Origin of the sequence: Prevotella marseillensis (assembly GCF_900625065.1) — a bacterium.
Classification (GTDB): Bacteria; Bacteroidota; Bacteroidia; order Bacteroidales; family Bacteroidaceae; genus Prevotella; species Prevotella rara.
The window spans coordinates 2,489,540-2,503,862 of the sequence record NZ_UYXY01000001.1; the positions used below are offsets into that span (position 1 = coordinate 2,489,540).

Here is a 14,323-nt window from a genome sequence, read left to right on the forward strand (position 1 = left end):
CTTTAGAATTCAGCATTTTTCGGAGTACGCGGGAACGGTATCACGTCGCGTATGTTCTGCATACCTGTAACGAACAGGATAAGGCGCTCGAATCCGAGACCGAATCCTCCGTGAGGGCATGATCCGTATTTACGTGTGTCGAGATACCACCACATATCCTTCATCGGGATGTTGCGCTCGTTGATTTCGCCTATCAGCTTGTCGTAGTTCTCCTCACGCACGCTTCCGCCGATAATCTCTCCAATCTGCGGGAACAGAACGTCAGTGCCCTGAACAGTCTTGCCGTCCTCGTTAATCTTCATGTAGAACGCCTTTATGGCCTTAGGATATCCGGTCATGATGACAGGCTTCTTGAAGTGTTCTTCAACGAGATAACGCTCGTGCTCGCTGGCAAGGTCCATGCCCCAGCTTACGGGGAACTCGAACTTATGACCGTTCTTAACGGCCTCTTCAAGAATATTGATACCCTCTGTGTACTCAAGACGGACAAAAGAACCGCTGACAACCGACTTGAGTCGCTCTATCAGCGTCTTGTCTATCATCTTGTTGAGGAACTCAAGGTCGTCCTTGCAGTTGTCCAAAGCCCACTGAACGCAGTATTTGATGAAGTCTTCCTCGAGGTCCATCAGGTCGTTGAGATCGATGAATGCAACCTCAGGCTCTATCATCCAGAACTCTGCCAGGTGGCGCGGAGTGTTTGAGTTTTCGGCACGGAAAGTTGGTCCGAAAGTATAGATGGCACCCAGAGCCGTTGCTCCGAGCTCGCCCTCGAGCTGTCCGCTCACGGTGAGTGAAGTCTGCTTGCCGAAGAAGTCGTCGTCGTAGGTTATCTTGCCTTCGTCGTTCTTCTTAAGGTCGTAGAGGTTCTTGGTTGTAACCTGGAACATCTGTCCTGCACCCTCACAGTCGCTGGCTGTGATGAGCGGTGTGTGGAAATAGAAGAATCCGTGATCGTGGAAATACTTGTGGATGGCTATGGCCATATTGTGGCGTATGCGCATCACGGCTCCGAAGGTGTTAGTACGAAGGCGCAGATGTGCATACTGGCGCATGTACTCGAAGCTCTGTCCTTTTTTCTGCATCGGATAGTCGCTGGCACAGAGACCGTAAATCTCAATCTCACGGCACTGCAGCTCTACCGTCTGTCCTGCTCCCTGGCTCTCAACCAGCTCGCCGTTGACATTGATGCATGAGCCTGTGGTTATCTGCTTGAGCATGCTCTCGTCGAACTTTGACGGATCGACAACTACCTGTACGTTCTTTATTGTTGAACCGTCGTTAAGCGCGATAAAGTCTACTGACTTGCTGCTACGGTGGGTACGCACCCATCCTTTTACGTTGACGACAGCGCCGAAATCTGTGCGCTGAAGCACGTCTACGACTTTTGTTCTCTTGATTTTTTCCATTTTGTTATATGTTTTGACAGTAATCCGGCGCATGCCTCAGCCATGCTGTCGGCCACGTGGCACAAACAGAGCCGCAGGCCTGCACCAAAATACGTTTCGTCTAAAAAGCTTCAGCCTTTAATTCTGATTGTTGTACTATTATTCAAAAGCTCCCATGCGCAGCATGTCAACTTCCTTCTCTGTGAGGAAGCGCCAGTCGCCGCGGCGGAGATTCTTCTTAGTCAGACCAGCAAAGAGCACACGGTCGAGCTTGACAACTCTGTATCCGAGGCTTTCGAAGATACGGCGGACGATACGGTTCTTGCCGCTGTGTATCTCGATGCCCACCTGGCTCTTGTCTGTTGCGCTGGCATACTCGATGGCGTCGGCATGCACCTCGCCGTCCTCAAGAGTTATGCCTGTGGCTATCTGCTGCATGTCGTGAGCAGTAACCTTCTTGTCGAGGAAGACGTGATAAATCTTCTTCTTCAGGAATTTAGGATGAGTGAGCTTGCTGGCCAGATCGCCGTCGTTGGTGAGCAGGAGCACTCCTGTGGTGTTTCGGTCAAGGCGTCCTACGGGATAGATACGCTCCGGACATGCGTTCTTTACGAGATCCATCACAGTCTTGCGCTGCTGCGGGTCGTCGCTTGTTGTAACACAGTCCTTTGGCTTGTTGAGAAGCACGTATACCTTCTTCTCCATTGACACCTTCTGATCGTGGAATCTGATGTCGTCAGTGCGCAGAACCTTTGTTCCGAGCTCTGTAACAACCTGACCGTTAACGCTGACCACGCCTGCCTGTATGAACTCGTCGGCCTCACGGCGGCTGCAGATACCTGCATTGGCCAGATACTTGTTAAGTCTTACGGGCACTGTCGGGTCGATGTTGGCCTCTTTATATTCTATACGCTTCTTCTGGCTGTACTTTGCGTTAGGATCATAATCAGGGGTACGCTGACGGTAACCGCCGCGCTGATAAGAGTTCTGACGGGGCTGATAGCCGCCCTCGCCTCCTCCGTTGTTGTAACGCGGACGATAGCCAGCCGACTGGCGGGGCTGATAGCCGCCGTCCATGCCCTGATTGTAGTTCTGGCGGTAGGGCGAGCCCTGACGCTGGCCATACTGGTTCTGGCGGGGCTGATAGTTGCCGTCGGCATCGCTGTTATAACGCGGACGATAGCCGCCGCGCTGCTGCGGCTGATAGCCCTGACGCTGCTGATAGCCGCCCTGCTGTCCGCTGTTATAACGCGGACGATAGCCGCCGCGCTGCTGCGGCTGATAGCCCTGACGCTGCTGATAGCCGCCCTGCTGTCCGCTGTTGTAGCGCGGACGGTAAGAACGCTGCTGACCTCCGTCTGACTGGAGCGCTGCGCCGAATCCCTCAGGACGGAAGCCTGCTGAATCGTTATTATAGTTTCTGCTAGATGAATATGCACGCTGTACCTTGATGCGCGGACGCATAGGTCTTTCTCCGTTACGGTAGTTTGTGTTTTCAGCCGGTTTGTAGCCCTCACGGCTTACCTCGTTTTGTCCGGCATACATACCTTCTTTCTTGTTTTCTAAATCTTCTGTCATATTATTTCAGATTAATGCCTCACGGCGGTTTGTAATTATGTTATTTTTATATTTTGTTCTGCTACATTTACTAAGACATTCAAACAAACAGGCATCCACACGGCCGGTAGTCAATACTGAAGCCGCGGGCGATGCCTTGCTTATTATATTCCGGTGTAATTGTGAGGTGTTATGGCCATAAGCTCAGCCTTAACCTCATCGCTTACATTCAGTTCTTTGATAAATTGATGTATTGTTTCTTCTGTCATTTTATGGTTAGTACGTGTAAGTGCCTTGAGAGCCTCATACGGATGCGGATAGGCCTCACGGCGCAGTATGGTCTGAATGGCCTCAGCCACAACGGCCCATGTATTGTCAAGGTCGGCACTTATCTTCTCTTCGTTGAGTATGAGCTTGCGCAGTCCTTTCAGTGTGCTCTGTATTGCGATGACAGTGTGTCCGAGAGGCACGCCGATGTTGCGAAGCACTGTAGAGTCGGTAAGGTCGCGCTGCAGACGGCTTACGGGCAGCTTCTGTGCCAGGAACTGCAGCACAGCGTTTGCTACGCCGAGGTTGCCTTCACTGTTCTCGAAGTCAATAGGATTGACCTTATGAGGCATTGCGCTCGAGCCAACCTCACCGGCCTTGATCTTCTGCTTGAAGTATTCCATTGAGATATACATCCAGAAGTCGCGGTCGAGGTCTATTATTATCGTGTTTATGCGGCGCACGGCATCAAGCACTGCACCCAGACAGTCATAGTTGCTTATCTGCGTGGTCCACTGCTCGCGCACGAGTCCGAGTTTCTCGCTGACAAACTTATTGCCGAAAGCCTTCCAGTCGTACTCGGGATATGCCACATGATGGGCATTGTAGTTACCCGTAGCACCGCCGAACTTGGCAGTAAGCTCACACTGACGTAAAGAGTCGAGCTGCTTCTGCAGACGGTATGCGAACACCATAACCTCCTTACCGAGACGTGTGGGCGATGCAGGCTGTCCGTGAGTCTTGGCCAGCATGGGCACCTCTTTCCACTCTTCGGCATAGTCGGTGAGCTGCTTTATGAGCTCTTCCACCTGCGGAACCACAACATCGCAAAGCGCATCCTTAAGCGAGAGCGGCACTGAGGTGTTGTTGATGTCCTGCGACGTCAGTCCGAAATGAATAAACTCCTTGAACGGCTCGAGACCTCCGATGGCGTCGAACTGTTCTTTTATGTAATACTCCACGGCCTTAACATCGTGGTTTGTGATGCCTTCAATTTCCTTGACACGTGCCGCACCGGCTTCGTCAAACGTAAGATAGATGTCACGCAGACGTCCAAACAGCGAATGGTCGAAATCCTTGAGCTGAGGGAGCGGAAGCTCGCACAGCGCAATAAAATATTCAATCTCCACACGTATACGGTAACGTATGAGAGCATACTCAGAAAAATAGTCTGCAAGCCGTTCGGTCTTGCCTCTGTATCGGCCGTCTATCGGAGAGATGGCAGTAAGTAAGTCAAGATTCATAACTAATACGTATTAACGGTTGCAAAATTAATAATTTAAATCGATTTAATGGCACTTACAGACAATAAAAGTTTGTTATAAATTGCATTTTTATAAATACCGGACAGGCAACACACGCAAGCGGCAAAATCATGACAAGAGTGTGCATAAAGAAAAAACCGACAGCACCTTGGTGTTGTCGGTTTTGCGTGGGCGTTGACGGATTCGAACCGCCGACCCTCTGCTTGTAAGGCAGATGCTCTAAACCAGCTGAGCTAAACGCCCTTGTTCTTGTAAGCGAGTGCAAAGATACGGCGTTTTTTCCTTTCCGCCAAATTTTTCGCGAACTTTTTTCATTTTTTCTTAAATTTAGTTCCTAAACAGGCATTTTTTGTCTAAGATGCACCAATAATCCAGTTCTATGCAAGACTCACCGCACATAACGCTCAGCGCTCCTCACAGAAAGCAGCAATGGACGCTGACATACGGAACAGGCACTAATATTCCGGACAAAGACATAAAATCAGCAAAACCAACGAGGACTCATGCGCGAAGAAAAAGCAACAGCCGCCACACGGCAAAAACAACCTAACACCACGACAAATAAAAGGATACCGGCTGCATGCCTTGCACAAGGTAAAGGACGCAAGAACTATCTGCAAAATGCCGACGCCAACAGGCATTCGCACTCACCACACAACCTTCTGACAATCAACGCATTACAAAAGGGCACATTTTAGGCGGCAAAAGGTGTCCTTTTAGCCTGCAATTTGTATCCTTTCGCAACATAAAAGAACGCAAATCAGAAATAAGACAGCGCACAAAGAGCCAGCCGAGTGCAACGAGCGCCAACCGGGCATACGATAATACATGCATCAAGCCGAGACATTGCGCATCTAAAGCGTCTACAGCCATTCTTTCTACATCAACCGCAAGAACTCCTCACCTATTCTACCCGACAATGTATTTCTACAAGAAATAAGCCAGCAAAGACAAAAGGATACATACAAAACCGCCGACAACAAAGCTGATCCGAAATTCAAACACACATCTATAGAGCTGCCACTGTATTAACCCTCAACCGGTCATTATACAGCACATAGCGTTATCAATTTTGTGTATTCATGCCTTCATCCCGCCTTTTTGTTTCTATTGGCGGCTTTTTGTTCGCTTTTTCTTGACATAGCCCGCCATGCCTGCAAAATCCAACAAAAAGGAGCTCAATATAAAGCAATAATACAGACCGAATCATAATAACAGATTGGGGTTAAAGCAAGACACAAAAACTATCAGGAAAACATGCCATACAGGCCACGACTGCAGCGAAACGAAGAAAAGACAGACAAGCGGCAACAATGACAATAAACGAAAAATGCCGGACAAATTGTCCGGCATTCTGTTTTGATGTGGGCGTTGACGGATTCGAACCGCCGACCCTCTGCTTGTAAGGCAGATGCTCTAAACCAGCTGAGCTAAACGCCCTTGTTCTTGTAAGCGAGTGCAAAGATACGGCGTTTTTTTCTTTCCACCAAATTTTTCGCAAACTTTTTTCAAAAAAAGATGCCCCGACATGTCGGGGCACCATTTAAACTTTAACTGATATGGAATTTTACTTTGCAATCTCAACAGTAGCGCGACGGTTGTATGAAGGAGGAACAAGTGTGTCTACACCGCCCTTAGCCTCAATCTGGATGTTTTCTCTCTTAACACCCATCTTAACCAATTCGTCAGCAACTCTCTCAGCACGTTTCTGTGACAGAGCACGATTGTATGCAGCAGGACCTGTTGCATTGTCAGCATATCCGGTAACAATCAACTTAGCGTTGTTGTCCTTAGAATAGTCTGCAAGATTCTTAACGTTAACAAGGTCTTTTCTTGAAGCGATTGTAGACTTGTTGATGTTGAAGAATACAGAAACAGGATTTGTTATATACTCTTTCTCAACCTTTGTTGTTGCAGTAGCAGTTCTGTTTGCAAGCTCGTTCTTCAGACGGCTGTTCTCTGCCTTCTCGTCTGCCAGCTGAGCATTGAGAGCGTCTAGCTGTGACTGTGAAAGAGCCTTGATGGCGTCTACATCAGGAACTTTGTTCCATGTGCCCTTACCTACGTTGTAAGTGATACCAACCTCTGCATAAACGTTGTTAGGATGGTTCATCAGGAAGCCATCGCCCATATCGGCCGGCATACCGCAGATGTCGCTCTCCATGCGGTTCCAACCAAGTTCGAAGTTGATGGCAACCTTTCTGCTTACCCAGAACTCGTTCAAGATACCTACTGACCAGCCCATTGCATATCTGTTATATGTGCAAGAACGGCCAACACCGGCACCTGCGAAAGGTATGAAGTTCCATACACGGTCAGGATTGTAGCCACAGAACATATTGCTGAGGTTGAACATTACCTGCTCATTCAAGATCCAATACTTGTTGCCGTTGCCTTTGTTCTGATCGCTGTAAACAGCCTTACCCCAGATTCCCTGCAGCTTTGTACGGAGACCTATTCCAGGTGTGAACCATTTACCGATGGCGATAGAAGCTCCAGGGTTAGAACGGAATTTCTTGAAGGGGCTCTTTGACCAGCCTCTGCCATCTTCATAATTACCATACCAAGCGTTCCATTCAGCACCGGCCTGAATAAACCAGTTGCTCCAGAACGAATTTGTAGCAACGCTGTACTTTTCAGTAGCGTCGTTCTCCTGCGCCATTGAGGCAACAGAAGCACCTGCTAAAAGTAATACAATTAATAACTTTTTCATAACTCTTAATATTAAACAATCAATAAAAATATGTCAAATGCCTTTATATACAAAGCTTATCTTCAATTGCAAAGATAGCAATATTTTTCAATTAAACACGTTTTTTGTAATTTTATTTTCACATTTACAGAAAATAATACAAACTATTATAAAAACGTGTCAACAGAACAAACTATCAATGTCATGTTGCTTAAGCATGCCTATCACAGGCTTGCCGTCAGGAGTGTAGTTTACGTTTGAGCACGTAAACAGTTCGTTCACAATGCTTTCCATCTCTGCATTGTCGAGCACTTGTCCGTAAGGGATGGCTGCACTTTTTGCCAATTGCAGTGCCAGTGCGCTGTTTATTCCTTCCGTCGGCCCTATTCCGGTTTCAATAAAATCATCCACTATATTCTTCAACAGCTTTACATAGTCAACGTCTTCAAGTCCGGCGGGAATTCCGTTTATCGAGTAGCTGCCGCCTCCAAGAGAAGCGAGATCGAAACCTATATTGGCTATTTCGTTGCTTATCTTATCTATAATCACTGTTTCGGAAGGAGAAAACTGTATCATCTCCGGGAACAATATCTGCTGCGAACTGCATCCCTTTCCGTTAATCTGCGAAAGATAGCGTTCATAAAGTATGCGCACATGGGCACGGTACTGGTCGATAACCATCAAACCAGACTTAACGGCAGTCATGATATACTTTCCCTTATATTGATAATGTGCAGGTGACTTCTCGTCTATAACGCTGCCTCCGCCCGAGATTATCGTTCCTTCCGGTTCAGGCTGGGCTACATCTGGCATAAAGAGGCTTTGCTCTTCGCCGCCGCTCACTCCTTCATAGAGCGTTTCCCATGAGTCAGGAACCGTTCTACGGTTTGATGGCATACTGCCTGCTGACGTCTCCTTGAAAGGATTATACTCCGGATTAAAGTCAAGTTTGGGAGCTGAAGTGCCGCCCACAGAGGGGTCGAACACCGGTATATCAGGCCTTCCTTCAGTGTCGAAGTCTATCGAAGGAACATCATTAAAGCGGCCGAGAGAGTCTTTAACGGCAGCCATAAGTATCTGCCATATAGTCTGCTCATTCTCAAACTTTATCTCGGTTTTTGTAGGATGGATGTTCACATCGATGTCTTCGGGATTGACATCGAAGTAAATGAAATAAGGCACCTGCTCGCCCATAGGTATAAGGCGGTCGAAAGCCGTAAGCACGGCCTTATGAAAATACGGATGCTTCATATATCTCCCGTTGACAAAGAAATACTGATGAGAGCATTTCTTACGGGCGGCTTCGGGCTTGCCGACAAATCCCGAGATATTGCATACCGTTGTCTCTACGTTAACGGGCAGTATGTCGTGATTGAGTTTCTTGCCGAACACATCTACTATACGCTGTCTCAGGCTGCCTTTACGCAGGTTGAACATCTCCACGCCGTTGCTATGGAACGTAAAGTTTATCTGCGGATAAACAAGCACTATACGCTCAAAAGCAGCAAGGATGTTATTAAGTTCCGTAGAGTTAGACTTCAAGAACTTACGTCTTGCAGGGACGTTGAAGAATATATTGTTTACAGAAAAGTTACTTCCTATAGGACATGAAACAGGCTCCTGGGCCATAACCTTAGAGCCGGAAATAGTGATATGCGTTCCGAGTTCGTCATCTGCAGTGCGTGTTTTCAGTTCAACCTGGGCCACGGCAGCGATGGATGCAAGCGCCTCGCCACGGAATCCCATTGTATGAAGAGCAAACAGGTCGCTTGCCTGGCGTATCTTTGATGTTGCATGACGTTCAAACGACAGGCGCGCATCGGTTTCCGACATGCCCTTGCCGTTGTCTATCACCTGTATCGAAGTGCGCCCTGCATCGGTAACCAGTACCTTAATTGTATCTGCTCCAGCATCAACAGAATTTTCAACAAGTTCCTTGATTACAGATGCCGGACGCTGTATAACCTCACCCGCAGCAATCTGATTTGCCACAGAATCAGGCAGAAGCTGTATAATGTCACTCATGATTTTTCAACTAATTAAAATAAAGCAAAAACTTCCAAACTACAACAAGCAGGACAATCAGCAGCAGGATGACACCCGTACTAAGGATGAATCCGCCGGACAAACGCCGTTCGCTGCGGCGCCTTGCATATTTCGTAGCGTTAAGGAAAGCGCCTCTTATGCGGTCTTCATGGCTTGACTTGCCTTTGTCGTCTGTCACACCAAGCTCCCGTTTCGCACGTTCCTCCACATCCTTCAATACATCCTTACGTTCATCAGCATACAGGTATTGATGCTGAAACCCACGCGGTCTGCGCTGCTTGAACAGTCCCATAAGCTTATTTGTTGTCTTTTAGCTCAACATCGGTCTTGGCCTCTGTTTTTGTTTCTCCACCCGGCGCAGTCTGAACGTCAGAATCCTTTACGCTGTCGGATGCAGGAACTGGAGCAGATTCCGGCTTACTTTCCGGTAAACCTGCAGTTTTCTGTTTTTCTGACGCGCCATCTGCAGACGATGTTTGCTTTGCGTCCGCTCCATCATCCGGCTTCGACTGTTCTGCGCCTGCAACAGGCTTAACTTCACTTTCAACAGAAACAACAGAGCCGGAACTTATATGCTGCAACGGTGCTGAACGGCGCGGAATGTTCTTTAGCTCTGTGCCGCTCTTCTTGCCGCGCCATACGAATATGTCATTCTTGTCAAGCGGCCTGACATAGTCAAACCATGCAAACGACGGCAGCTTAGACTTTGCCACGGGCGTCTGTGTGATAGGATACATAACATTCTGACTCTTGCATGTCCAAAGAGTTTCCAGCTGTCGGTTTCTCATGAACATACGCATCGTATCCGTCTCAATATATGCCATGTTGGTGAGCGAGCTGTCCTTGTCTTCTTCAAGGTAATACACGGCAAGCACGTTACCTATCGCCTCGGTCTTGCGTATTTCTCCATTTTCAAAATATCCGAACATCTCTCTCGAAGATATCTGATTAAAATGGATGCTGTCGGGCAACTGCTCTATCGAAAGAGCCTGATTTATAACATGTGCGCGGTCAATTGTCGAGTCTTTCATGAACACCTCGATAACCTCACCTAACAGCTGGCGGTTAGCATTCCATGTTATCGGGTCTTTATACATTATGAGACACGAGTCTTTCGTGTTGTAAATCAGAGAGTCGCAAACGGCCTGAACATCCGGTCTGAACGCCCTTACCTTATTATAACAATGGGCCACACGATAAACAGAGTCGGTGTTTATATTAAAGGTGTAAACCTTCATCGTGTCAGAATGCAGATAAAGCGTGTCACGCTGAGAGAAATCCATCATCACGGCGCTGTCTGTTGCGAAGGCAAAACCTGTCTTTTCATTATACCAGAAGTAGTTGCTGTTCAGCTGATTCTTGTTAAGCGAATCCTTGTACACAACATTATGAAAGCCCTGACTTATACCTGTCTTTTCGTTATAGAACAGACTGTCGCCCGTAAGTTCCTTACCGTTGTTGGTAAGACGCGACCGTCCATATAGGCGGGCTTTCTCCTTATTGGTGTCATAATATCCCTGAGATGTATATATCGTGCTCTTTCCCGAAGTGATTTTCGACGGTCCAACGATATGCGCCATTGAAGTACGTGTGTCATAATGGAGCGTATCTGTGGTAAGAACAAACTTAGGATTCTTCAGATTTACATTATAATTGAACACGGCGTTGCGTGTTTCCGTGTCATATTCGCCCCAGTCAGAAACCAATACGTTCTTCTTGTCGACCATCTTTCCGCCTTCAAAGAAATATCCGATGCCGTAAAGACGGTCGTAGTTAAGACTGTCGGTGTAAAGCGTGGTGCCCCTATGCTTCAGCACAACATTGTAGCGTGCCTCGGCCATCTGGTCGTTGCCGTCATAATAGGCATAGTCGCTGAACAGCGAGAGGGTGTCTCCCTGATACATCTTCACATGTCCGAAAGCCTTAAACGAGTTTGACTCCTGATAAAGATACGCACTGTCACAGAACAGGCGCGCACCATTATGCCTGAATGCCACACGCCCCTTAAGCACCTGGGCCGTAGGGTTGTCGCCGAACATGTCATAATTGGTAACATCGGCATGAACAAGATAGACGCGCTCGTTTGTACTCTTGCGCGGTTTCTTCTTATTCGGCTGGCGTGATTGGACCACACTAAGTCCAAACAGGCACAGGAGTACCACAATCAGTATCCTATGCCCGCTGAATAAGACTTTTATTCTATTGTTTGTTGTCATTTAACCCAACCTTGATATTCAAAGTTACAATTCTTATAACGATCGTTTATTCGTATATACGTATTCTTTATCTTATCCTTTATCCAGTCTTTTATGAACTCTTCCTTGCGCTTGGCAAGCACGATGTTCTTCATCGTCTGAAAATCTTCGGTTATCGTAGCCCTGTGCATCTCCACGCGGCTCTTCAGCTTTGCGACGACACAAACGAGCTTACCGTTTTTCTCATTAATCATCTGGAAAGGAGCCGACACCTCACCAACCTTCAGCGTGTCTACCACACGTGCTATCTCTGAAGGCAGATTGCGGAGCTGGAACTTACTTGTACGTCCTGACTCGGTGGTGTTGGCCATCAGACCGTTGTTGTTGCGGGTATCCTTATCGTCTGACAGGAATGACGCTGCCTGCTCGAAGGTGAATTTGCCCGCACGTATCTCGTCTGCTATAGAGTCAAGCTGCATTGAAGCTGTCTCGATAGCCTCATTAGAAACGTTAGGCTTAAGAAGGATGTGTCTTACCTTAATCTTGTCGCCTCGCTTGTCTATAAGCTGGATGATATGATATCCGAAGTCGGTCTCTACGATTTTAGATATCTTCTTCGGGTCTGTAAGGTTGAAAGCCACGTTAGCAAAAGCCGGATCGAGCATGCCTCGGCCTACATAATCAGGAAATTCGCCACCCATACGGGCTGTACCCGGATCTTCCGAATAAAGCTTTGCCAATGCCGTGAAAGAAGTCTGACCGCTGGTGACCATCTCGGTGTAATTGCGAAGTTCGTTCTTTATACGGTCTATTTCGGCCTGCTCCACTTTCGGAGTACGTGTTATAATCTGTACTTCAACCTCTGTCGGAACCATAGGGATACTGTCTTCAGGCAATTCGCTGAAATATCTGCGCACATCGGCAGGCGAAACTGTGATGTCCTCAACGAGCTTCTCGCGTTCTCTTTCAATGAGAAGGCGGTCTTTGAAGTCATCGTGAAGAGATATTCGCAGCTCAGCAAGACTCTTCCTCTTATACTCCTCCAGACGTTCCTTGTTGCCGTCGACCATCTGAAGCCATGCGCTTATCTGATGCTCAACACTCTGAGCCACCTCAGACTCGCTGACCTCGATACTGTCTATCGCAGCCTGATGCAAGAACAGCTTCTGCACGGCCAACTGCTCAGGAATGGTACAGTCGGGATCACCTTCCCACTTGACGCCTTCCATCTCGGCCTGCATACGGGCCATTTCGACGTCAGACAAGAGTATTGGCTCGTCACCGACAACCCATATAACCTCGTCGACCACGCTTGCCGGATCGGCAGAATCAACGGTGTCAACCTTTGCAACCGAGTCGGTTTTTGCAACGTCTTTATCGTCGCCACCCTGTAAAGGCCGCGCGCTTACAGTGGCAAAGAACACCATCGATACTACGGCCCATAAGGCTGTTTTGCTTCTAGATCTCATTATTTAGAATGATTATTTACTGTTTTCAACACATCATAATATACTTCCACGGGATATTTCTTTCTGAGGTCGGCCACCCACTGCTTCTCCAGCTGGTCCTGATAGTCGGCCGTAACCAGTCCACGAACATCCTCGTAGTTTTCGGGCTTACGCTTAAGTATCTTTCCGTAAACAGCATCGATAGGGAAGTTCTTGACCGGAGTAACCACGGTGTCTTTCTTAAACACCATCTTGTCGATAAATGCATTGTCGCCGGCCTTGAATATACCTTTCTCGACGCGTATTCTCAACACAGAGTCGTTGTTGAACGTAACACGCAGTTTCTCAGCCCATTCGTCAAACGGAACATCCTTCACGCAGTTCTTAACAGCCTCTACGTCTTCATTCTGCTTGACGTGGTATACCATACCCTTGTATCTGGGTTCGTCCCAATAATATCTTTTCTTGTTCTTCTTGAAATATGCGGCAAGTCCGACATCGTCTTTTGCGGCCTTGTCCCACACCATGCGGTTGCTTATCTCATAAAGCAAGAGTCCGTCGTGATATTCCTTGATAAGATTCTTCAGGTCAGAGTCCTTGCTTGCCATCTCTTCGGCCCTTGCCTCAAGGATGTTCTCTTTGGTAAGTTTTCCGTCAGACTCTTTTACAAGTTCTTCAAGCTTTTTGTCAACAATTCTCTCACGTGCGCCACGTGCCTCGATAAAGCGTATGATGTCAGTCTTCAGCGTGTCGAACGGCTCAAAAGCCTTGCGGTCCTTCATGAGAATGATGTGATAGCCCACAGGTGAGAGCACCGGTTTGCTCATTTCGCCGGTTTTCAGAGCATAAGCTGCGTCTTCAAACTCCTTGAGCGTCTGTCCGGGCTGAAGCCAGGGCAGTTCTCCTCCGTTCTTGGCCGAACCCGGATCCTGCGAATATTTCTTGGCAAGCTCGGCAAAGTCGGCTCCGCCTTTCAGCACGTTGTAAAGCGAGTCGGCGCGCAGGCGTGCCTTCTCGAGCTTCTCAGCAGGGGCTTTCTGCTCAACATATATAAGTATGTGTGCAGGCTTAATCAGTCCGCGCTCGCCGATACGCTCCTTTGTCTTGTCGTAAACCAGGCGTGCCTCGGCCACGATGTCAGAATCGTTGACAAACGACGGACGTACCTGCTGGTCGCGGTACATGGCAAACTCTTTCTTAAACGAGCTGAGCGTGTCGAGCTTAGCGTCATAGGCTGCTGCGACCTTAAGTTTGTAATTAACAAACAAGTCGACGTATTCGTCAACAGTCTTCTTGTCGATTACGTCGTCAGAATTGTTCTTATTATATGAATACTCAAACTCAGAGCGTGTCACTGGCACCCCGTTGATTTTCATTACAACGGGATCGTCGTGCTGAGCAAGAGCCATGCTCCCACAGAGGAGCATGGCTACAAAAAGCTTAAAAGATTTCATTTCTTAATATTGCG

10 protein-coding genes and 2 tRNA genes are annotated in these 14,323 nt (G+C 47.8%); 1 reads left to right on the forward strand and 11 read right to left on the reverse strand.

What is annotated here, in order from left to right; genetic code table 11:
• Positions 1 to 2 precede the first annotated feature (2 nt).
• The 4 genes from asnS to EJL04_RS10080 form a co-directional block, all read right to left on the reverse strand.
• Positions 3 to 1,406 carry an asparagine--tRNA ligase gene (gene asnS / locus EJL04_RS10065; RefSeq protein WP_053399175.1) on the reverse strand — a complete coding sequence of 468 codons (1,404 nt, stop codon included), beginning with the start codon at positions 1,404 to 1,406 and terminating at the stop codon, positions 3 to 5.
• 138 nt (positions 1,407 to 1,544) lie between these two features.
• A complete protein-coding gene (locus EJL04_RS10070) occupies positions 1,545 to 2,963 on the reverse strand; it encodes a pseudouridine synthase (protein ID WP_125104852.1) in 1,419 nt (472 codons plus the stop codon).
• A 143-nt stretch (positions 2,964 to 3,106) separates the two neighbouring features.
• The gene (gene purB / locus EJL04_RS10075) at positions 3,107 to 4,453 is read right to left on the reverse strand and encodes an adenylosuccinate lyase (protein WP_021854214.1); all 1,347 of its coding nucleotides are present in this window, start codon (positions 4,451 to 4,453) and stop codon (positions 3,107 to 3,109) included.
• Between the two features lie 189 nt (positions 4,454 to 4,642).
• Positions 4,643 to 4,717 (reverse strand) — tRNA-Val (locus tag EJL04_RS10080).
• 260 nt (positions 4,718 to 4,977) lie between these two features.
• Between EJL04_RS10080 and EJL04_RS10085 the strand changes: the two genes are divergently transcribed.
• Entirely contained in the window at positions 4,978 to 5,172 is a 195-nt protein-coding gene (locus EJL04_RS10085; RefSeq protein ID WP_125104853.1) for a hypothetical protein, read from the forward strand.
• 667 nt (positions 5,173 to 5,839) lie between these two features.
• Here EJL04_RS10085 and EJL04_RS10090 read toward each other — a convergent pair.
• The 7 genes from EJL04_RS10090 to EJL04_RS10120 all read right to left on the reverse strand — a co-directional run bounded on the left by EJL04_RS10090 (position 5,840) and on the right by EJL04_RS10120 (position 14,309).
• Positions 5,840 to 5,914, reverse strand: a tRNA-Val gene (locus tag EJL04_RS10090).
• A 127-nt stretch (positions 5,915 to 6,041) separates the two neighbouring features.
• Entirely contained in the window at positions 6,042 to 7,187 is a 1,146-nt protein-coding gene (locus EJL04_RS10095) for an OmpA family protein (RefSeq protein ID WP_125104854.1), read from the reverse strand.
• Positions 7,188 to 7,346: 159 nt separating this feature from the next.
• On the reverse strand, positions 7,347 to 9,191 hold the full coding sequence (mutL, locus tag EJL04_RS10100; protein WP_125104855.1) for a DNA mismatch repair endonuclease MutL: 1,845 nt from the start codon (positions 9,189 to 9,191) through the stop codon (positions 7,347 to 7,349).
• Between the two features lie 10 nt (positions 9,192 to 9,201).
• Positions 9,202 to 9,504, reverse strand: a complete 303-nt coding sequence (locus EJL04_RS16375) for a hypothetical protein (protein WP_021854217.1) — start codon at positions 9,502 to 9,504, stop codon at positions 9,202 to 9,204.
• 4 nt (positions 9,505 to 9,508) lie between these two features.
• Positions 9,509 to 11,428 carry an OstA-like protein gene (locus EJL04_RS10110; RefSeq protein WP_125104856.1) on the reverse strand — a complete coding sequence of 640 codons (1,920 nt, stop codon included), beginning with the start codon at positions 11,426 to 11,428 and terminating at the stop codon, positions 9,509 to 9,511.
• Positions 11,425 to 12,876: a peptidylprolyl isomerase gene (locus EJL04_RS10115; RefSeq protein ID WP_125104857.1), complete on the reverse strand. Its 1,452-nt coding sequence runs from the start codon at positions 12,874 to 12,876 to the stop codon at positions 11,425 to 11,427. Before EJL04_RS10115 ends, EJL04_RS10110 begins: the two co-directional genes overlap by 4 nt.
• A complete protein-coding gene (locus EJL04_RS10120) occupies positions 12,876 to 14,309 on the reverse strand; it encodes a peptidylprolyl isomerase (RefSeq protein ID WP_125104858.1) in 1,434 nt (477 codons plus the stop codon). The genes EJL04_RS10115 and EJL04_RS10120 overlap by 1 nt, the downstream gene beginning before the upstream one ends.
• Positions 14,310 to 14,323 lie beyond the last annotated feature (14 nt).

What these genes read in the sequence shown, in the direction of transcription:
- EJL04_RS10120 (WP_125104858.1), bottom strand. Translation starts at nt 14,309, where the DNA reads ATGAAATCTTTTAAGCTTTTTGTAGCCATGCTCCTCTGTGGGAGCATG.
- asnS (WP_053399175.1), bottom strand. Translation starts at nt 1,406, where the DNA reads ATGGAAAAAATCAAGAGAACAAAAGTCGTAGACGTGCTTCAGCGCACA.
- EJL04_RS10070 (WP_125104852.1), bottom strand. Translation starts at nt 2,963, where the DNA reads ATGACAGAAGATTTAGAAAACAAGAAAGAAGGTATGTATGCCGGACAA.
- EJL04_RS10095 (WP_125104854.1), bottom strand. Translation starts at nt 7,187, where the DNA reads ATGAAAAAGTTATTAATTGTATTACTTTTAGCAGGTGCTTCTGTTGCC.
- EJL04_RS10085 (WP_125104853.1), top strand. Translation starts at nt 4,978, where the DNA reads ATGCGCGAAGAAAAAGCAACAGCCGCCACACGGCAAAAACAACCTAAC.
- EJL04_RS16375 (WP_021854217.1), bottom strand. Translation starts at nt 9,504, where the DNA reads ATGGGACTGTTCAAGCAGCGCAGACCGCGTGGGTTTCAGCATCAATAC.
- EJL04_RS10110 (WP_125104856.1), bottom strand. Translation starts at nt 11,428, where the DNA reads ATGACAACAAACAATAGAATAAAAGTCTTATTCAGCGGGCATAGGATA.
- EJL04_RS10115 (WP_125104857.1), bottom strand. Translation starts at nt 12,876, where the DNA reads ATGAGATCTAGAAGCAAAACAGCCTTATGGGCCGTAGTATCGATGGTG.
- mutL (WP_125104855.1), bottom strand. Translation starts at nt 9,191, where the DNA reads ATGAGTGACATTATACAGCTTCTGCCTGATTCTGTGGCAAATCAGATT.
- purB (WP_021854214.1), bottom strand. Translation starts at nt 4,453, where the DNA reads ATGAATCTTGACTTACTTACTGCCATCTCTCCGATAGACGGCCGATAC.